Annotated in this window: 17 protein-coding genes; 9 read left to right on the forward strand and 8 right to left on the reverse strand. The window is 59.5% G+C overall.

The features are described from left to right. The first annotated feature begins 112 nt into the window (after positions 1-112). The 6 genes from ggt (at position 113) to TRL7639_RS05095 (ending at position 9,289) form a co-directional block, all read left to right on the forward strand. Positions 113-1,906 carry a gamma-glutamyltransferase gene (ggt, locus tag TRL7639_RS05070; RefSeq protein WP_085794675.1) on the forward strand — a complete coding sequence of 598 codons (1,794 nt, stop codon included), beginning with the start codon at positions 113-115 and terminating at the stop codon, positions 1,904-1,906. A gap of 69 nt (positions 1,907-1,975) precedes the next feature. Continuing rightward, the gene (locus TRL7639_RS05075; protein WP_085794676.1) at positions 1,976-3,379 is read left to right on the forward strand and encodes an FAD-binding oxidoreductase; all 1,404 of its coding nucleotides are present in this window, start codon (positions 1,976-1,978) and stop codon (positions 3,377-3,379) included. Positions 3,380-3,473: 94 nt separating this feature from the next. Then, on the forward strand, positions 3,474-4,763 hold the full coding sequence (locus tag TRL7639_RS05080; RefSeq protein ID WP_085794677.1) for a hypothetical protein: 1,290 nt from the start codon (positions 3,474-3,476) through the stop codon (positions 4,761-4,763). Between the two features lie 135 nt (positions 4,764-4,898). Next, positions 4,899-7,409 (forward strand): GcvT family protein, encoded by a 2,511-nt coding sequence (locus TRL7639_RS05085; RefSeq protein ID WP_085794678.1) that lies wholly within the window; start codon positions 4,899-4,901, stop codon positions 7,407-7,409. Positions 7,410-7,544: 135 nt separating this feature from the next. Then, positions 7,545-7,976 (forward strand): NUDIX hydrolase, encoded by a 432-nt coding sequence (locus TRL7639_RS05090; protein WP_085794679.1) that lies wholly within the window; start codon positions 7,545-7,547, stop codon positions 7,974-7,976. Between the two features lie 146 nt (positions 7,977-8,122). After that, positions 8,123-9,289 (forward strand): adenylate/guanylate cyclase domain-containing protein, encoded by a 1,167-nt coding sequence (locus tag TRL7639_RS05095; RefSeq protein WP_085794680.1) that lies wholly within the window; start codon positions 8,123-8,125, stop codon positions 9,287-9,289. Here TRL7639_RS05095 and TRL7639_RS05100 read toward each other — a convergent pair. From TRL7639_RS05100 to TRL7639_RS05120, 5 genes are all read right to left on the reverse strand, one after another. Next, on the reverse strand, positions 9,286-9,813 hold the full coding sequence (locus TRL7639_RS05100) for a hypothetical protein (RefSeq protein WP_085794681.1): 528 nt from the start codon (positions 9,811-9,813) through the stop codon (positions 9,286-9,288). The genes TRL7639_RS05095 and TRL7639_RS05100 overlap by 4 nt on opposite strands. 176 nt (positions 9,814-9,989) lie before the next feature. Then, positions 9,990-10,325: a carboxymuconolactone decarboxylase family protein gene (locus TRL7639_RS05105; RefSeq protein WP_085794682.1), complete on the reverse strand. Its 336-nt coding sequence runs from the start codon at positions 10,323-10,325 to the stop codon at positions 9,990-9,992. 70 nt (positions 10,326-10,395) lie between these two features. After that, entirely contained in the window at positions 10,396-11,049 is a 654-nt protein-coding gene (locus TRL7639_RS05110; protein ID WP_085794683.1) for a DUF938 domain-containing protein, read from the reverse strand. Beyond that, positions 11,046-12,122, reverse strand: a complete 1,077-nt coding sequence (locus TRL7639_RS05115) for an NAD(P)/FAD-dependent oxidoreductase (protein ID WP_085794684.1) — start codon at positions 12,120-12,122, stop codon at positions 11,046-11,048. Before TRL7639_RS05115 ends, TRL7639_RS05110 begins: the two co-directional genes overlap by 4 nt. After that, positions 12,119-13,057, reverse strand: a complete 939-nt coding sequence (locus tag TRL7639_RS05120; protein WP_085794685.1) for an aldo/keto reductase — start codon at positions 13,055-13,057, stop codon at positions 12,119-12,121. Before TRL7639_RS05120 ends, TRL7639_RS05115 begins: the two co-directional genes overlap by 4 nt. Positions 13,058-13,180: 123 nt before the next feature. Between TRL7639_RS05120 and TRL7639_RS05125 the strand changes: the two genes are divergently transcribed. From TRL7639_RS05125 to TRL7639_RS05135, 3 genes are all read left to right on the forward strand, one after another. Further along, positions 13,181-13,615, forward strand: a complete 435-nt coding sequence (locus TRL7639_RS05125) for a hypothetical protein (RefSeq protein ID WP_370808715.1) — start codon at positions 13,181-13,183, stop codon at positions 13,613-13,615. A 3-nt stretch (positions 13,616-13,618) separates the two neighbouring features. Further along, entirely contained in the window at positions 13,619-14,857 is a 1,239-nt protein-coding gene (locus TRL7639_RS05130; RefSeq protein WP_085794687.1) for an HlyD family secretion protein, read from the forward strand. 64 nt (positions 14,858-14,921) lie between these two features. Next, entirely contained in the window at positions 14,922-15,662 is a 741-nt protein-coding gene (locus TRL7639_RS05135) for a sulfite exporter TauE/SafE family protein (protein ID WP_165759758.1), read from the forward strand. A 54-nt stretch (positions 15,663-15,716) separates the two neighbouring features. On the opposite strand, the gene TRL7639_RS05140 is transcribed toward TRL7639_RS05135, so the two are convergent. The 3 genes from TRL7639_RS05140 to TRL7639_RS05150 all read right to left on the reverse strand — a co-directional run bounded on the left by TRL7639_RS05140 (position 15,717) and on the right by TRL7639_RS05150 (position 18,861). Continuing rightward, the gene (locus tag TRL7639_RS05140; protein WP_085794689.1) at positions 15,717-16,790 is read right to left on the reverse strand and encodes a BMP family ABC transporter substrate-binding protein; all 1,074 of its coding nucleotides are present in this window, start codon (positions 16,788-16,790) and stop codon (positions 15,717-15,719) included. A gap of 64 nt (positions 16,791-16,854) precedes the next feature. Beyond that, positions 16,855-17,775 carry an ABC transporter permease gene (locus tag TRL7639_RS05145; protein WP_085794690.1) on the reverse strand — a complete coding sequence of 307 codons (921 nt, stop codon included), beginning with the start codon at positions 17,773-17,775 and terminating at the stop codon, positions 16,855-16,857. 3 nt (positions 17,776-17,778) lie between these two features. Next, positions 17,779-18,861, reverse strand: a complete 1,083-nt coding sequence (locus TRL7639_RS05150) for an ABC transporter permease (RefSeq protein WP_085794691.1) — start codon at positions 18,859-18,861, stop codon at positions 17,779-17,781. Positions 18,862-18,920 lie beyond the last annotated feature (59 nt).

The raw sequence follows: 18,920 nt of genomic DNA on the forward strand, positions 1-18,920 counted from the left end.
CATAAGAGACATTCAGCCGATGCGCGATGAATGCCAAAGATGGAACTTGGCGAAGATTAAAATAGGCTTAGGATCAGGGTTCAAAACGAATTTTCAGACCGGAGGATTTGAAATGCACAAGACGGTTAAGGCGGGGCTTCTGGCTTCGGTTGTTCTTTCAAGTCATACCTTGCAGGCCCAAGAGGCAGCAGATGCTGTTGCACCTGAGGCGGCGACATCTGGCCACGTTCAAACACTAACCGAGGCCGCGCGCGCTGCTTTGGCGGCCAAGGACGCCGGCCAAGTGGTTGAGGCCGAGAATTGGATGGTGGCCGCAGCGAACCCTTTGGCTGCTGAAGCAGGGGCGCAAGTGTTGCGAAATGGCGGGTCGGCTGCGGATGCGATGGTGGCGGTGCAGACCGTGCTGGGGCTGGTCGAGCCTCAATCCTCGGGTCTGGGTGGCGGGGCTTTCCTGGTCTGGTACGATGCCGCCTCGCAGAGTTTGACCACGTTGGACGGCCGCGAAACTGCACCTGTTGCCGCGACGCCGCGATTGTTTCAGGACGACGCGGGCGAGCCCCTGAAGTTCTTTGATGCGGTTGTTGGGGGACGCTCGGTCGGTACTCCTGGCACGCCGGCCTTGATGGAAGAGGCGCATCGCCGATGGGGCCGCGCGCCCTGGCCGACTTTGTTCGGTGCCGGGATCAAGTTGGCAGAGCAAGGATTTCAGGTCTCACCCCGTCTGGCTGGATTGGTTGAACGCGATGCCGAGCGGTTGGCACGTTTCCCGGTTACGGCGGAATACTTTCTGCCGGGTGGCGCGCCTTTGGTAGAGGGTGACGTGCTGACGAATTCAGCCTATGCGCAAACTTTGCATGTTTTGGCGGCCAAAGGGGCTGACGGGTTTTATTCGGGTTCGATTGCCGCCGACATCGTCTCGACCGTGCAGGAAGCCGAGGGCAATCCGGGCGTCTTGTCGCAAACCGATCTGGCGCTCTATCAAGCAAAGGAGCGCGATGCGGTTTGCGCCGCCTACCGGGCCTATGACGTATGCGGCATGGGGCCGCCATCGTCCGGCGCACTGACCGTTGGGCAGATTCTGGGCATGCTCAATAGTTATGACCTGGCGGCTTTGGGGGCTGAGAACCCCGAAAGTTGGCGGCTCATTGGGGATGCTTCACGCCTGGCCTTTGCTGATCGGGGGCGGTACATGGCCGACAGTGATTTTGTCCCGATGCCAACCGCTGGCTTGGTAAACAAAGAGTATCTGGCTGATCGCGCCAAACTGCTGGCAGGGGATGATGCACTGACCGAGGTTGCTCCGGGGTCACCTGAGTTCGACCATGCGCTCAACTGGGCGGATGACGAAGCGATTGAGTTGCCGTCGACCTCGCACATTTCGATTGTGGATCAATACGGCAATGTCCTGTCGATGACGACCACCATCGAAAATGCCTTTGGATCGCGCCTGATGACAAACGGGTTCCTGCTCAACAATGAGCTCACCGACTTCTCGTTCCGTACCCATCGCGATGGTGTTCCTATTGCCAACCGGCTGGAGCCAGGCAAGCGTCCGCGTTCGTCCATGAGCCCGACGATTGTGATGCAGGATGGCGCGCCGTTGCTGGTCATCGGCTCGCCCGGCGGTAGTCGGATCATCGGTTATGTGGCCACCGCCATCGTTGGATGGGCCGATTGGGACATGGACCTGCAGCAGGCCCTGTCAGCGCCGCATCTGGTGAACCGTTTCGGAACCTATGATATCGAGCAAGGCACCACAGCTGAGGCGCTGCAAACCCCGCTCGAAGAGATGGGGTACAAGGTGAATCTACGCGACTTGACTTCGGGTTTGCACGCTATCGAAATTGGCGAGACGCTCAAAGGCGGCGCCGATCCGCGGCGCGAGGGGATTGCGCTTGGAGAGTGATCGGCCGGGAGGTTAGTTGACTCGACAACAAGTTTGCGTATTGTCACGTCAACACAAGGGGAGAGAAACATGGTTCAAGCCACCGCATTGCCGCGCAACGAGACCGGGATCGAGACGGTTGTTGGTATCCTGAAGCAGCAGTTCGGTGATCGGTTGCAAACCGGGGCTTCAGTGCGTGAGCAGCATGGCCACACCACCACCTGGATCGAAAACCAATCACCCGATGCCGTGGTCTTTCCCCATTCTACCGAAGAAGTGGCGCAGATCGTCAAGACTTGCGCCCTGCACAAGGTGCCAGTCATCCCCTTTGGCACTGGCACCTCGCTTGAGGGGCATGTGAACGCGCCAGCCGGCGGGATCTCGGTTGATGTGAGCCAGATGAACAAGATCCTTGCCGTCAACAGCGGTGATCTGGATTGCGTCGTGCAGCCCGGTGTGACGCGTGAGGATCTGAACACGCATTTGCGCGATCAGGGGTTGTTTTTTCCCATCGACCCCGGCGCCAATGCCTCGCTTGGCGGCATGGCTTCGACCCGCGCATCCGGCACCAATGCGGTTCGCTATGGCACGATGAAAGACAACGTGATCGCGCTTGAGGCCGTGATGCCCGACGGGCAGGTGATCCGCACCGCGCAACGGGCCAAGAAATCATCCGCCGGTTATGACCTGACCCGCCTGTTGGTGGGCTCCGAGGGAACGCTTGGCCTGATCACCGAGATCACCCTGCGCCTGCAAGGCATTCCTGAGGCGATCAGCTCGGCCCGCTGTTCTTTCCCATCGGTCGATGCAGCCTGTCAGGCAGTGATGATGACCATCCAATACGGCATCCCGGTGGCCCGGATCGAGCTGCTGGATGCGCTGTCGGTCAAAGCTGCGAATGACTATTCGAAGCTGACCTTGCCGGAAACGCCTCTGCTTCTGCTGGAATTCCACGGGTCCGAGGCGGGCGTCGTCGAACAGGCCGAGACCTTTGGCCAGATCGCCGAAGAGTTCGGTGGCAGTGATTTTGCCTCGACCACGTCGACCGAAGAGCGCAGCAAGCTGTGGCAGGCCCGGCATGACATGTATTGGGCGTCCCTGCAGCTGCGCCCTGGTGCCAGCGGGATTTCCACGGATGTTTGCGTGCCCATCTCGCGTTTGGCGGAATGCGTGACCGCGGCGCAGGACAAGGCGGCTGACCTGGGGCTGGTGGCGCCGACCGTAGGCCACGTAGGTGACGGCAACTTTCATACGCTGCTGCTGATCGACATGGAAAACGCGGACGAGGTTGCCAAAGCCGAAGAATTTGTGAGCTGGCTGAACGACATGGCCATTTCGATGGACGGCACCTGCACCGGCGAGCATGGAATCGGTCAGGGCAAACGCCCCTATCTGCTCAAGGAACTGGGCGCGGCGACAACCTATATGGCGGCGATCAAACGGGCCTTGGACCCCGACAACATCATGAACCCGGGAAAAATTCTGCCTGACTAGGCAAAAGTCATATTCCCACCCGGTTTTGCCCAATCCCTGCCAGATTTCTCGCACAGGTTGATCTTATCTGATCCCCTTGTGCGAGTATTTTTTGATGAGCATTGCAAACACCGTTGGATTTGTTTTGGTTTGTGGCGCGGTCGCGGTCGGCGTCGACGTGTATACCCAATCGAAAAAGGCCGAAGGCGCATTCGGCGTCTCAGCCTATCTGGAGACATTGAACGACCGCTACGCGGCGGTGTTGGCAGATCGTACTGCGGCCAAGGTCGAAGCTGACCGGCAAGCGCGGTGGGCCGCAGGCGGGCAGGGGTTCATGCCGGCCCCGCCAGAGGGGTGGACGAGTTACAGCTTTGCTCAGTACGAAGAAGCTCCTGTTATCAGGGCGTTGAGTTTTAAGCCCACACCGGTGGCAAATACGCTTTCGACTACGGACATCTACACCGCAGAACGCAGGGGCAACGCCGCAAAGGCGCGTATCTTGGACCGGACCGGGCGCATCTACAGTGGGGCCGGGCCAAACGGGGTGGAAACCCTGTGGCTCGACATCACGTTCAAACCAAAGGCGCACCGCAACACCATGGCAGGCCTGGCAATGGGAAACATGATGGCCTTTTCAAAAGGCATGGAGCAGACCGAAGGCTATGCCGTCTTCGACGGTGTCGGCTTTGTCGAGGTGTCCCGCAGCACGTTGAGCTCAACCGACGAGCCATTGGGCTATCGAAACCTGGTCGGGCGAATTGGCTTTGACGAAGAGGTCGTGATCCGTTTGCGCACGGACGCCAGCGACGCGACAATCCAGCGTTTTCTGAGCAGCCTGGATTATGCTGCGCTGAATGCAGTCTTGAAACATCCCGTGTCGGCGGTTGGTGCGGGGTATGTCGTTGCCCCGGCTGAGCAGACCGCGCGGGCCGAGCAAATCGACGACCTGTACCGCAAGGCGACGACCATGCAGGCCAAGATCTCGATGGAGAAGATCGAGAACATGGATATGGGATCGTTGATGGTGAATACATTTGTCTCAGGATTTAACCGGGACGGAATTGTTGACATCACAGGGGGCGAGGTTTTCGATAACCCGGATCTGTTGCAGATCGGTTATGGTCACGCGGTTTCCAGCCTCTTCCAAGCGGATCGCCGTCAGGCTGAGGCCGCGCCGCAGGACGACGACACCGATACGCGCCAGGCTGCTGTAGAACACGCCGAGGAAAAGCCGGGGATGCTTTCTGGCCTGATGGACAGCCTGACGTCTATGGGGGGGACTGGGGTCGCGGCCGATCAGCCCGTTGAACAGCCGGTCGAGGTGCGCGTGAACAAAGGCGGTTTCAGTGGATCGAATTGTGTCATGCAGGGCGCGGTCAAACGCTGCAAAATCGTACAGAACTGACGACAAAAGAGAGAAACCGACAGCCAGCACCCGCAGGGCGTCGTTTTTTCCTTATCACAGGTCGGATGATTGTCGCGCCGAGGCTTGGCTTTCCTTCATATGGAGGCAGCTGAATTCAAGGGGAGTCGCCCGGATATGAAAACCCAAGTCAAAGCACTGGTCGTCGGCGGTGGTGCCGTCGGTACGTCGATTGCCTATCATCTGGCCAAGGCAGGTTGGGATGACGTCATGTTGATCGAGCGGGACGAACTGACGTCCGGCTCGACCTGGCACGCGGCTGGTCTGCTGCCATTGTTCAACATGAGCTATGCCACCACGCACATCCACAAGTACTCGGTCGATTTCTACAAGCAGTTGGAAGAAGAGACCGGGCTGAACGCGGGTTTCGCCGTTGTCGGCAACCTGCGCATGGCGCAGACGCAAGAGCGCATGGATGAATACATGCTCTATGCCTCCACCGCCGAGACCTGCGACGTGGCCTATGAATGGCTGACCCCGGATCAGATCAAAGAGCGCTGGCCGCTGATCGAGACCAGTGATCTGAAAGGTGCGATCTATCACACCGAAGACGGTTACATTAACCCCGCAGACGTGACCCAGGCGATGGCCAAAGGCGCCCGTCAGCGCGGTGTCGACATCGTCCGCAAGATGCAGGCTGATGCCTTCCACTGGACTGGTACGCATTGGGAAGTCACCTGCACCAAGATGGTCGAAAAGGGCGGCAATCTGGTGGCAAGTGACGAGCAGGTCGTCATCACCGCTGAGCACGTGGTGACCGCGTCCGGCAACCACGCGCAGCGCACCGCCAAGATGCTGGGCATCAAGATGCCTGCTATCCCGGTCGAGCATACCTTTATCGTCATGGACAAAGACCCCGAACTGGTCAAATGGCGCGAAGCTGGCAACCCCGAGCACCCCGTTGTGCGCGATGCCGACAATGAATCCTATGCCCGCGAAGAACGTGGCGGCTGGATCCTGGGTATCTATGAGCATGGCGCACCGGCGCAGTTTGAACATGGCGTGCCGGACAGCTTCCGTGCCGACCTGTTCCCGCTGGATCTGGACCGGATTGCGGATCAGTACATGGCCATGGCCGAGCGTGTTCCGTCCTGTGCGGAAAGCGGCCTGAAGGACGATTTTAACGGTCCGATCTGCTACACCCCTGACGGCAACCCGCTGGTTGGTCCGGCGCCGGGACTGCGCAACATGTGGCTGGCCGAAGGTTTCTCGTTCGGGATCACTGCTGCGGGCGGCACCGGCTATTATCTGGCGCAGATGATGGTTGATGGTGAGGCCGAGATCGACATGGCCTCGCTCGACCCCAAGCGTTACAGCAGCAACTGGATGACCACCGAGTTTGCCGCGCGCAAGAACGAAGAGTGCTATGAGCACGTCTACATCCTGCACCACCCGGATGAAGAACGCGCAGCCTGCCGTCCATTGCGGACTGCACCTGCTTACGACCGTCAGAAGGCCCGTGGCGCACAGTTCGGCTGGGTCAACGGCTGGGAACGTCCCAACTACTTCGGTCCCCTCGACGCACCGCAGACCTACGATCACGACAGCCGTTCCTTCCGCCGTGGCGGCTGGTGGCAGCATGCCGTAGATGAGGCGAAAGCGATCCGCGAAGGCGTTGGCCTGATCGACGCGACCGCGTTCACCAAGCATGTGGTCAAAGGCCCCGGTGCAACCCAGTTCCTGGATTGGTTCACCTGCAACAAGCTGCCCAAAGTGGGCCGCATCAACCTGACCTATGCGCTGACCAGCCACGGCACCACCCGCACCGAATACACCATCGTCCGTAACGGCGAGAACAACTACTACCTCGTCTCTTCCGGCGCCTGGACCGAATACGACGCCGACTTCCTGCGCAAGGCGGCCGAGGACAAGATGGACGAATTCGGCTACATCGAAATCCAGGATGTCACCACTCAGTGGGGCGTCTTTGCCATCGCCGGGCCCAAGTCGCGTGACGTGCTGAAAGAGGTCATCAACGACGCCGATCCGGAAACCGCCCTGTCGAACAAGCGCTTCCCCTGGCTGTCGGCCCGTCAGATCGAACTGGGCATGTGTCCCGTGAATGCGATCCGCGTGGCGTATACCGGCGAGTTGGGCTGGGAACTGCATCACCCGATGGAAATGCAGAACTACCTGTTCGACCTGCTGGAAAAGGCCGGTGAGAAGCACGGTATGAAGCTGGTGGGCGCACGCGCCCAGAACTGGCTGCGTCAGGAGAAATCCTATCGTGCGTTCGGCACCGAACTGGGCCGTGATGCGACCCCGGCCGAGGCCGACCTGCCGCGCTTTATCGACCTGTCGAAGGAGTTCCACGGCAAGGACAAGATGGTTGAAACCGGCGTGCGCTTCAAATGCTGCACCCTGCTGATCGACGGACCGAGCGATGCGGACCCCTGGGGCCGCGAAGTGATCTATGCCGAGGATGGTGTGACCCGTCTGGGCCGTCTGACCTCGGGTGGCTACTCGGTTGCTTTTGAGAAATCGATCGGCATGGGCTATCTGCCGCCTGAACTGGCGGTCGAGGGCACCAAGGTGAAGGTGAAGATGCAGGACAAGCTGTGGGACGGCGTCGTGACCTGCGACAGCCCCTATGACCCCAAGAACGAAACCATCCGCAAGGACGGTTGAGCCTTTCGAAATCGAACCAATGGGCCGTAGCGAAATCGCTGCGGCCCTTTTGGTTGAACCGGTGTATGCCCCAGCCTTGCGTCTTTAGATCACGTGTCTAGGGTATTGGCCTGCAAGCGATTGAGGGCAGGGGCCATGACGACAACGTACGAAGAGTTTTCAGGAGCCAAGATCGCCCTGATCGAAGGCACCCGTGTCGTAACCTACTTGCGGGACAACAAGCCCGAGATTCCATTCCCCGGACTGTGGGACTTGGCTGGGGGTGGTCAAGAAAACAGCGAGACACCCGAGCAATGCGCGTTGCGGGAAACCAAAGAAGAGTTTGGCCTAGACATTGATGCCTCAAGGGTTGTCTGGCGGGAAAGATGTCAGGCGTTCACGGATACGACCAAACATTCGTATTTCCTGGTGGCCCATATCACGCCCACCGAGATCGCGACCATTTGCTTTGGAGATGAGGGGCAATACTGGCAAATGATGGAGATTGAGGCCTTCTTGTCGCATCCCAAGGCGATCCCCCAGTTACAAGAGCGCCTGGCGCGGTTCCTGTCCTCTCAAAATTGTTGATCGGCATGGGATATGTGCCGCCCGAGTCGGCGGTTGAGGGCACCTAAAGAAGAAAACAGGATTGGGCCTCAGTGAAATGCTGGGGCTATTTTCGTATCTACTCGATGGCTCTGTTCACCATGAGTTTGCGAAGCTAGGCTGATGGAATGGAAACACTGCATCAACTCTCTCACTGGATGATGACCGAAGGGCGGTGCTCCAACGATCCGGTCAAAGTTGTTTCGCATTTCTGCAGTTCACTGATCGAGGCGGGCGTGCCTCTGTGGCGGGTCAATATCGGGCAGCGGTTTGCCAATCCCTTGTTGATCGCATGGGGGGTGGTCTGGACGCCCGATAACACCGAAGTTTATGACGTCACGCATGAGCGCATGTTGACGGACGGTTACGTTGGCAGCTCGTTTGAATATATCCTCAAACATAGACGCCCCCTGCACAAAAGCTTACTTGGCCTGGATCCGGGATCGGATCACATCTCGTATCTGGAGTTTGCAGAGCAGGGTGGGACGGACTACTACGCAACCTTGCTCCATTACGGTGACGGCTCGATGCATGGCTGTACCTTCGTGACCCAAGATCCGTTGGGGTTTATGTCTGACCATCTGGAAATGATCGAAGCTGCACTTCCTGCTTTGTCATGCGCGCTAGAGCCGGTCACGATGCGCAAATCGTCGAAGAGTTTGCTGCGCACCTACTTGGGGGATGGGGCGTCCGACGCCGTTTGGAATGGAACGATCAAACGAGGCGAGCGTACGACTGTCGATGCCGTGGTCATGTTCTCGGACCTTCGGGGGTTCACGGCGTTGTCCGAGCAGGCGGATGAGAACGAATTGTTCGATGCTCTGAATGGGTACTTTGATGTTGTTGTTCAGGCGGTTGAGGAAAACGACGGCGATGTTCTGAAATTCATGGGCGATGGCATCTTGTCGATTTTTCCCATCCCGTCCGATGCGGACACTGAAAAGACATGTCGCAAGGCGGCTTTGTCCGCCCGGCGAGTTCTGGATGGCCTCGCAGAACTAAACCATGCGCGAATGGCAAATCAGCAAGCTCCGCTCGACCTGGGGATAGGTACCAACGCAGGAAAAGTCAGCTATGGCAACATCGGCAGCCCAGGCCGATTGGACTTCACGGTACTTGGCGGCGCAGTCAACTTGGCCAGTCGGATCGAGGGCCTGACAAAATCCATTGGAGCTCGTGTTCTGGCAACCTCGAACGTGGCTGAAAACGCTTCTGATCTGTTCGTTTCCCGCGGAACGCACGCGGTGCGGGGCATCAGTGGACCAGTCTCTCTCTATTCTCTGCTCGAGACTTAGACCGGTCGTTTCATGGCCTCGAATGCCTCCATCGTGAAATCGACGGCTTTGCCGGTATCCCAGTCATACAGATCTCGTTTCAGCTTCATCAACGGCCCCAAGTAGACGTGGATCGCTTCGCTGGGACGGTCCCCATGGGCGGTGACGGCGTGGATGGCGTCACGGTCCAGCGCGATGACTTCGCCTGCGGCGGCGGATATCTCACCGACCTGATCCAGTCCGGCCTCTCCGCTTTGATAAAGCAGGCTCAGCTCTTCGCCGCTGTAGCAGGCGATCAGAACAGGCAGCAGGTGTTCGTGGGGCGGTAGCATCACATCGGGTTGAAAACGGCAATGCCAGATCGACAGGTCATCATCCTCGTGAAACAGGGTCTCGGGCTCGCTCAGTTTATCCGAGGCCGCCAGCAGCGGCGCCGGGTTGCGGACAAGTTGTTGCAGGTGGGCCTTGATAGCGGCTTGCGGATCGGGCGTGTTCACATAGCCCTTGAGTTCTGCGACCAACGCTTCAAACGAAAATCCAGTCATGTCACCCTCCCGTGTTTTCGCCCATCAGACTATTGTGCCGCAGCGGGATTGCCTAGGGTCAGGGTCCATTAATCCAGCGACGCAAGAATAATGGGCCCTGACCCTAATGGAAATCGGCACCGTCCACCGAACGGCAACAGAGCATTCACCAATGCTCTGCCGCGACGTGTCACCGCTCAGCCGGTCAGTTCGTCAAAACACTCCAACGCTTTGGCCGCATACATCATCGACGGGCCACCACCCATCTGGATGCACATGCCCAGGACATCGGCAATCTCTTCGCGGGTTGCCCCAGCCTTGGCCAAAGCCTCAACATGGAGCGAAATGCAAGGTTCGCAGCGATCCGCGACCGAGATGCCCAAGGCCACAAATTCCTTGGTTTTGTAGTCCAGCGTGCCGCCTTGTTTTACGGACTTTCCCAAAGCACCAAAGGCTTTGGCCGTGTCGGGAATGGCCCCATTCAGATTGCGCAGACCTGCGCGGGTGGCGGAAAGTTTTTCGGTCCAGGACATGTTGGCTCCTCTTACACATAGAATTATCAGAATGTGTATTGGGGTATGACGGCCTGGACTTTGATTCAGATCATGCGGTGGGCCGTTCTGCGATCAAGGCAAGATTGTTTGCTGGCATATCGACCATGTCGACCAGCGTCAGTCCCGCTCGTTCGACGGCATCCACGACTTCTTGGTCGTTCTTGTAACCGATTTCAGGGTCTTGTGCGGTCAGCGATTGGTGAAAGCGAACATCACCCTCACTTGTCAACTCGCCTTGGCGCATGAATGGACCATAAAGAACCAAACGCCCTCCGGGGCGTAAAGATTGCGCGGATTCGGTGACAACGGTCCTGGCCTCGCCCCAGCTGATGAGGTGCAACAGGTTCACCAGAAGGACGAGGGATTGATTTGGATACGCCGCTGCCCATCCCGGGCACGTTGCATCCAGTATCTGCGCAGGCTGAATATTTCCCAGACCCCGGGCGTAGCTGTCGATGCTGGCAAGGCGCTCGGCGTCGACGTCTGTGGGCTGCCAGATCAGATCGGGGAAGCGGGGCGCAAAGGTGGCTACATGCTGTCCGGTGCCGCTTGCGATCTCCAATACGTTGCCAGAGCGCGGTGCGACCTGTTCCAGGAGCGCGCCGATGGCATCCACGTTGCGGCTGGCGGCTGGGGCGACCAAACGCGCGCCTTCGCCTGCTTCGGCAACACTCGCGGTGGGGGGCAAGGTGCGTTTGCTCATGTGCGGAGCCTTTCGGGGCTGAGGGCGGCAATGGTGCCTTGGTTCAGATCAGAGGTAAGCCCGCAGACCAGATCGGCAACCAATTGCGAGGCTGCAGGCGCGGTCTGGAACCCATAACCGCCCTGCGCCGCGACCCAGACAAAGCTGGGGTCATCGGGATCAGGCCCCAACACCAGGTTCTTGTCCGGCACAAAGCTGCGCAGCCCGGCCCAATTGCTGGTGACGCGCGTCACCGGCTCGGTCACGCGCTCTTCGTAGCGGGCCAGCCCCTCGGCCAGAACCATGTCATCGGCATAGGCGTCATGTGGGGTGGTTGGGTCCACCTCGGACGGGGACACGATCAGCGCGCCGGCGTCCGGCTTGGCATACCAGCTTTCGTCAACACCAAACATCATTGGCCAATTGCGCAGATCTGACCCACCCGGTGCTGGCAGACGCGCCATCGAGCGGCGATAGGGTGTGATCCCTAAGGGCGTGATCCCGGCCAAGGCGGAAATCTCGTCCACCCAGGCCCCCGCTGCGTTGAGCAGTATGCGGGCATCGAAAACCTCGCCTGCGTGAACCTGCCAGCCCGATTTGGTGCGGGTGATCCCATCCACCTTGTGTCGCGGCAAAATCTGCCCGCCGCTGGCGCGAACCTGTTTGGCAAAATTCTGCAGCAGCAGGTCGGTGTCGATGTCCCAAGCCTCACCATGAAAGGCCGTGTAGCCAACGGTGTCAGGGTTCAGGACCGGCACCATGTCTTGGGCCTGTTGAACCGTCAGCGGCGTCATGGACAGGTCGCGACACTCTTGCTCAAAGATCGCGCGCTGGTCGTGCCCGCCCACCAACAACAACCCGCGCGGTGACAGATAACCGGCCTCGCTGTCGTGAAAGAACGCAGCGCTGGCCTGGCTGAGTGTCAGGGTGGAACCCACGCCATAGCTTGGTTCAAACAGGGCCGCCGATCGGCCCGAGCTGTGATAGCCAAGGGCGTCTTCGGCTTCGAGCACACAGACCGACCCATGTGCCGACAATCGGGCGGCCGCGCTCAGACCGGCGATGCCGCCGCCGATGACCAGAAAGTCGATCATGACAGTTCTTCGGTCCGGTCGGTTGCGGGCTGTGGGGTTGGGGCCAAAGCGCTCAGGCGGGCATAGATTTCGGAACTCAAAGGATAGTCGATGGAGTCCAGCGACGGGCGCAGCTGCTCTGCCGAGCGGGCTGAGATGATGGGGCAGAGTGCATTGGGATGCGCTGCAACCCAGGCCACCGCGAGCGTTGCGGGATTGACGTCCAGCTCCTGTGCAATCTGCACCAACCCTGCGACCGCGCCGGGCATCCAATCCAACCCATAGCGCGTGGCATAGCCTGCATCCTCATCCAAACGGCCGCTGCCGCCTTGGGCATATTTACCGGTCAAAAGCCCGCCACCCAAAGGGGAGTATGGGGCAACGGTGATGCCCTGATCGGCGCACATCGGCAGGATTTCAACCTCGGCCTGACGTTTGACTAGATTGTACATCGGTTGCAGTACATCGATGGTCAGGTCAAAGGTCTGGGCCACGGCGACGGTTTTCATCACCTGCCAGGCAGCGGCGTTCGACAGGCCCACATGACGGATCTGCCCGGCCTGCTTGAGCTCGGCCAGACAGGCCATCGCCTCGGCCAGGTCGCTGGAGGGGTCAAAACGGTGCAGATAAAGCAGATCGACAGTGTCCTGCTTCAATCGCTGACGGCACACATCGAACTGGGTGCGGATGTTGTCGGCCCCCATGCCTCCGGCATAGGCAACCTTGGTGGCGAAGAACAGATCCTCGGCATCCTTTGCGATCATCTCGCCCAGCAGGGTCTCGGACGCACCATCAGTGTACAGATAGGCGGTGTCGAAATGGGTGATCCCGGCGGCGCGTGCGGCGTCGAACATGGCGTGGGACTGTGCCGCATCGGCGCGTCCTCCGAACTGCATCGTGCCAAAGGCGAACTGGCTGACGACGTGGCCGCTGCGGGTGCAAAGGGAGCGGGTCATGCTGCAAATCCTGTTGTTTGAAAGGCGCGGACCCAGACACGCAGGCCCTGCATTTGACGTTGCACAGATTCCGGATGCGTGCAATGCACGGGACAGTAGGAGTTGTTTTCAAAGGAATTTAGCGTGGAAAACGGGACGCTTCATCCCATGGCAGCCGGGCATATACCCGATTATGTCGTGGCCGCAGACGGCAGTGATTATCTGTTCACCTTCATGGTGTTCTTTACCCTGGGTCTGATCCTGTTGATCGGGGTTGGGTATTTCACCCTGCATTCGCTGCCCGAGCGTATGGCTCACGAATCCAACCACTCTCAATTTCAAGTTGTGGGCATCCTGGCGTTGATCGCGCTGTTTACCCACAACAATCTGTTCTGGGTTCTTGCGGTCGTTGTGGCCGGGTTCCGGTTCCCGGATTACCTGAGTCCGATGGAATCCATCGCGCAATCTTTGGCCAGACTGGCCGGGTTCAAACCTTCGGAAAGTGATTTTGCGACGGATCCGGTTGAAGAAAGCCCCACCGAGGCAGTGACCGAACCTGCCCCGAAGCAGGAGGTGTAAGGCATGCTTGAAACGCTGATTTGCGCCCTGTTCACCATTCTTCCCGACTATCTGTTTCGCCGCTATGTCCAGGGCAAGCGGATCGGGCATGAGATCACCCTGTTTTCCATGTGGTACGAGCTGCGCATAGGTTTGACCGCCTGTGCCATCGCGGCCATCTCGGTCATCACGGTGCTGTTTTATTATCACCCGGCGACGGGTTCGGTTGCGTCCTACTATCGGACCTTGACGATCCTGCCTCAGTTCGGCGGGCGCGTGTCCGAGATCTATGTAGAGAACAACCAGAAGGTCAAAGCGGGCGATCCGATCTTCCGTCTGGATGCGGTATCGCAAGAGGCCTCGGTGCAAGCCGCCAAGGCCGCAATTGCCGAAGTTGACGCATCTGTTTCGGTTGCTCAGACAGATCTGGCAGCTGCCAAGGCCGGCATCGTGCAAGCCAATGCGGCCCTGACCCAGTCGAACGAGGATCTGGCGCGCAACCAGACCCTGCTCGAACAGGGCTCAAGCGCCGTCAAATTGACCGAGATCGAACGTCTGCAGAACCTCGTCGATGAACGCGCCGCTCTGGTTGATGCTGCCGAAGCGCAGCTGAAGGCAGTCGAAGAGCGCATTGATGTGGTCATCCCCGCGCAGCGTGACAGCGCCGAGGCGCAGCTGGCGCAGGCTCAGGCCGAGTTGGACAAGACGCTGATCGTGGCCGGTGTCGATGGCACCATCGAACAGCTCAGTCTGCAGATCGGTGACTATGTCAGCCCGGTTCTGCGCCCCGCCGGTATCCTTGTGCCCGCCAGCACCGGTCACAAGCGGTTCCAGGCTGGGTTCAATCAGATGGCCGCACAGGTCGCCAAACCGGGCATGGTGGCAGAGATCGGCTGCATGACGCAGCCGTTCACCGTCTACCCGATGGTTGTGGTGGCTGTGCAGGACGTGATCCCGTCGGGTCAGGTCCGCCCCTCTGACAGGATTTTCGATCCTCAGAACAACCCGGTGCCGGGCAGTATCATGGTCTTTCTCGAGCCGCTCTATTCCGACAACGCGCCGGACCTGCCGCCGGGCAGCAACTGTCTGGCGAACCTCTATACCAACAACCACGAGCGCCTGGAGCACGATGAGGATTTGGGCACGGGCGAGCGCATCTTCCTGCACGTGGTGGACACCATTGGCGTGGTTCACGCAGCCGGCCTGCGCCTTCGGATGATCCTGATGCCGGTGCAGACGCTGGTGTTCTCGGGCGGTCACTGAGTCAACCCATACCGATGATCTTTGGAGTGCCCCGATGGGGCACTTCTTTTTTGGGGAGAGATGGATGGATTGGGTCACGGTTGGATTGCTTGTGGCGGGGGCATTGACAGCGGGCTTCATCAACGGGTTTGCCGGGTTCGGTACCGCCCTGGTGGCGTCAGGTTTCTGGTTCCTGGTTCTGCCGGCACATGTGGTACCACCGCTGATCATCCTGGCGGCTTTGGCTGGTCAGGTCGTGGGCCTGTGGAAACTGTCAGGGCGGATGGATTTTCGCCTGTCCATCTACCTGATCTCGGGCGGTGTTCTGGGTGTACCTGTAGGCGCGCTGCTGCTGAGTGTGCTGGACCCCAATGTCGTCAAGACAACCATTGGATGGTTCCTGATCGCCTATGCTCTATTTCAACTCAAAGGGCTGCCAGCGGCCATGGTTTCTGCGCCCGAAGACGGGTTTGCTGACCGCAGTATCGGTTTTGTCGGAGGGGTGCTTGGTGGCTTTGCCGGACTGTCGGGCGTGCTCCCGCTGATCTGGTTGCAGCTCAAACGGCTTTCCCCTGCAGATCAGCGTGCGCGGTACCAGCCGTTCAACCTGTTCATTCTGATGTTGTCGGCCGTTGCCATGGTCGCGCTTGGCAAGGTCGATACTGAACTGATGGCCTATGCAGGCGTAGCCATCCCGTTCAGCCTGCTTGGGGCCGTAGTCGGCGCGAACATGTTCCTGTCAATTTCCGAAAAAGGGTTTCAGCGAGCGGTACTGGTTTTGCTGATGCTCTCTGGCTGTTTCATCGTTTCGCAATCGCTGATGTAGACAACAAAAAAGCCCCGCAAAAGGCGGGGCTTTTCTAGTTCGTTGATCCGGCGCTTACTGCGGAATGTCGCCTTCGATGCCTTCGACATAGAAGTTCATGCCAGCCAGGGTGCCGTCATCTGCGGTCTCACCCTCGGCCAGCCAATCGCTGCCGTCCTGCTTTTTGATCGGGCCGGTAAAGGCGTGGTACGAGCCGTCCGCCAGTGCATCCTTGATCGCCAGCGCTTCGGCTTTCACTTCGGCCGGAACCGCGTCCGAGATCTCGCCGATTCCCACCATGCCGGCACCGATGCCGTCCCAGGTGTCTTTGCTCTCCCAGGTGCCGTCCATCACGGCCTTGGTGCGCGCAATGTAGTAGGGCGCCCAGTCATCGATGATCGAGCTGACGCGCGGGTGCGGTGCATACTCGCTCATGTCGGATGCCTGACCAAAGGTGATCACGTTGCCGGCGGCCTGTGCGGCAGCCTGCGGCGCGGTCGAGTCGGTGTGCTGCAGGATCACGTCCGCACCTTGTTCGATCAGAACCTTGGCGGCGTCGGCTTCCTTGGCCGGGTCAAACCAGGTAAAGGCCCAGACGATCTTGAACTGCACGTCCGGGTTCACCTTGCGGGCGTGGACAAAGGCCGAGTTGATGCCACGGATCACTTCGGGGATCGGGAACGAACCGATGTAGCCCACGACGTTCGACTTGGTCATGTGACCGGCGATGGTGCCCTGAACGGCGCGGCCTTCATAGAAACGGGCCGAATAGGTCGACACGTTGTCGGCGCGCTTGTAGCCGGTCGCGTGCTCGAACTTCACGTTCGGGAACTTCTTGGCCACGTTGATGGTCGGGTCCATGTAACCAAACGAGGTGGTAAAGATCAGATCGGCACCGTCCAGCGCCATCTGTGTCATCACGCGCTCGCTATCGGGGCCCTCGGCCACGTTTTCAACGTAGACAGTTTCGACCTTGTCGCCGAACTCTTCGACCACGGCCTTGCGGCCCTGATCGTGCTCATAGGTCCAGCCGCCGTCGCCCACAGGGCCGACATAGACAAAGCCGACTTTGGTCTTGTCTGCCGCGACCGCTGCGGTGGCCAGGCCAAGGCCAAGCGCCGCAGTGGCAAGAAGTGAAGTGAGTTTCATTAGGTTACTCCCCAGGTTGGTATGTTTTGCCCTTTTATCAGGGCTTTGGTTTGGTTTTGCCACATCAATGCGTGGCGTGGAAGATGCGACCCAGCGATGCAGGCGCGCCGCTTTTGTCCCGTGACAGAAGCACCAGGACAAAGATGGTGATCAGATAGGGCGACATTGCCAGATACTCGACCGGGATGGCAACGCCTGCGGCCTGCAGATTCAGCTGCACAACCGTAACACCGCCAAAAAGATAGGCACCCAAAAGCGCACGCCATGGTTTCCAGCTGGCAAACACCACCAGTGCCAGCGCGATCCAGCCGACACCGGCGGTCATGCCCTCGGTCCACTGCGGCACGCGGATCAGGCTGATGTAGGCGCCACCCAAGCCCGCACAGGCGCCACCGAACATGATCGCCATGATGCGGATGCGCACAACCTTGTAGCCAAGCGCGTGGGCGGCGTCGTGGTTTTCACCCACAGCGCGCAGCACCAGACCGACGCGGGTGTATTTCAGCAGCGCCCAGACAGCGGCGGTCAACGCGATGCCAAGGTACAGGATCGGATCGTGACCAAACAGGATCGGGCCGATGACGGGCAGATCGGTCAGGACGGGGATGTCCAGCTTGCCCATCTGCGGCGGTTTGATCCCCACATAGCTTTGCCCCATGAGTGAGCTGAGGCCCAAGCCGAACAGGGTCAGCGCCAGGCCCGAGGCGACCTGATTGGCCAGTGCCACTTGCGTCAGCACCACAAAGAGCAGGGACAAGAGCGCGCCACCAATGGCCGAGGCCAGGAAACCCAACCAAGGCGAGCCGCTTTCGACCGTGATCGCAAAGCCCGAGATCGCGCCAACGATCATCATGCCTTCGACGCCCAGGTTCAGAACACCGGCTTTTTCCACCACCAGCTCACCAATGGCGGCCAGCAGGATCGGGGTTGCTGCCACCATGAGCGAGGCGATCAGCAGGACGGGATTGATTGCAGAAAGATCCATGGTTCACGCCACCTCTTTGCTGGCAAGTCGAATGCGGTAGTTGGTAAGCAGGTCCAGTGCCAGCAGGAAGAACAGCAGCATCCCCTGGAAGACCTGAATGGCGGCCGATGGCAGACCCAGGTTCGACTGCGCGATGTCGCCGCCAATGTAAGTCAGCGCCATGACGCCGCCCGCCAGTACGATGCCCACCGGATGCAACCGGCCCAGAAAGGCCACGATGATCGCGGTAAAGCCATAGCCGACGTTGAAGTCGATGGTGATCTGACCTGCGGGGCCTGCCACTTCGAAGAGGCCCGCAAGGCCTGCCAGAACACCCGAGGCACCCAGGCAGAACAGGATCAACCGCGCCGGGTTCACACCGGCAAACTTGGCCGCGCGGGGTGCCTCACCGGTCAGGCGGATGTGAAAGCCCAGCATGTGACGGTTGAGCAGGACATAGGCAAAGATCACCGCGATCAGCGCCGTCACGACGCCCCAGTGCATGCCCGAGCCTGCGAACAGCTCGGCGTTATGCGCGCTGTCCCAGGATTGCAGGTTGCGCGAGCCGGGAAAGCCATAGCCTTCGGGGTTCTTGAGCAATCCCAGCGAGACCGAGGCGAGCATTTGTTCGGCCACATAGACCAGCATCAGCGACACAAGGATCTCGTTGGTGCCGAATCTGACCTTGAGGATGGCCGGAATCATTGCCCAGATCCAACCGCCCAAAGCGCCACCAATGACCATCAGCGGAAAGATGTACCACGCCTCAAGCGGGTAGAAGGCCAGGCCCACACCGGCACCCACGATGGCGCCCATGATGTATTGCCCTTCGGCCCCGATGTTCCAGATGCCTGCGCGAAAGCCCAAGGACAGGCCAATCGCGATCAGTACCAACGGCGCGCCTTTGATCAGCAACTGCGGGCGATAGTAGAACGAGAACTCGCCAAAGAGCGGCTCCCAGAAGATGGTCATGATTGCCTCAACCGGGTTCTTGCCAAGCGCGGCAAACAGCACCCCGCCAAAGAACATTGTTGCAAGTACCGCCACGACAGGCGTGGCCATGGACCAGGTCTGTGATGGCTGTGGTCGTTTCTCCAGCACGATCATTTGCTCTGTCCCCCCAAAGTCTTTTCTTCTTGTTCCAAATACGGCCGCCGGAGGCGGAT

Source organism: Falsiruegeria litorea R37, from assembly GCF_900172225.1.
Taxonomy (GTDB): Bacteria; Pseudomonadota; Alphaproteobacteria; order Rhodobacterales; family Rhodobacteraceae; genus Falsiruegeria; species Falsiruegeria litorea.

Bases quoted from the DNA above. Each gene is read 5' to 3' on its own strand.
- TRL7639_RS05095 (WP_085794680.1), top strand. From the start codon at position 8,123: ATGGAAACACTGCATCAACTCTCTCACTGGATGATGACCGAAGGGCGG.
- TRL7639_RS05090 (WP_085794679.1), top strand. From the start codon at position 7,545: ATGACGACAACGTACGAAGAGTTTTCAGGAGCCAAGATCGCCCTGATC.
- TRL7639_RS05150 (WP_085794691.1), bottom strand. From the start codon at position 18,861: ATGATCGTGCTGGAGAAACGACCACAGCCATCACAGACCTGGTCCATG.
- TRL7639_RS05140 (WP_085794689.1), bottom strand. From the start codon at position 16,790: ATGAAACTCACTTCACTTCTTGCCACTGCGGCGCTTGGCCTTGGCCTG.
- TRL7639_RS05120 (WP_085794685.1), bottom strand. From the start codon at position 13,057: ATGACCCGCTCCCTTTGCACCCGCAGCGGCCACGTCGTCAGCCAGTTC.
- TRL7639_RS05075 (WP_085794676.1), top strand. From the start codon at position 1,976: ATGGTTCAAGCCACCGCATTGCCGCGCAACGAGACCGGGATCGAGACG.
- TRL7639_RS05130 (WP_085794687.1), top strand. From the start codon at position 13,619: ATGCTTGAAACGCTGATTTGCGCCCTGTTCACCATTCTTCCCGACTAT.
- TRL7639_RS05100 (WP_085794681.1), bottom strand. From the start codon at position 9,813: ATGACTGGATTTTCGTTTGAAGCGTTGGTCGCAGAACTCAAGGGCTAT.
- TRL7639_RS05085 (WP_085794678.1), top strand. From the start codon at position 4,899: ATGAAAACCCAAGTCAAAGCACTGGTCGTCGGCGGTGGTGCCGTCGGT.
- TRL7639_RS05115 (WP_085794684.1), bottom strand. From the start codon at position 12,122: ATGATCGACTTTCTGGTCATCGGCGGCGGCATCGCCGGTCTGAGCGCG.
- TRL7639_RS05080 (WP_085794677.1), top strand. From the start codon at position 3,474: ATGAGCATTGCAAACACCGTTGGATTTGTTTTGGTTTGTGGCGCGGTC.
- TRL7639_RS05135 (WP_165759758.1), top strand. From the start codon at position 14,922: ATGGATTGGGTCACGGTTGGATTGCTTGTGGCGGGGGCATTGACAGCG.
- TRL7639_RS05145 (WP_085794690.1), bottom strand. From the start codon at position 17,775: ATGGATCTTTCTGCAATCAATCCCGTCCTGCTGATCGCCTCGCTCATG.
- TRL7639_RS05105 (WP_085794682.1), bottom strand. From the start codon at position 10,325: ATGTCCTGGACCGAAAAACTTTCCGCCACCCGCGCAGGTCTGCGCAAT.
- TRL7639_RS05110 (WP_085794683.1), bottom strand. From the start codon at position 11,049: ATGAGCAAACGCACCTTGCCCCCCACCGCGAGTGTTGCCGAAGCAGGC.
- ggt (WP_085794675.1), top strand. From the start codon at position 113: ATGCACAAGACGGTTAAGGCGGGGCTTCTGGCTTCGGTTGTTCTTTCA.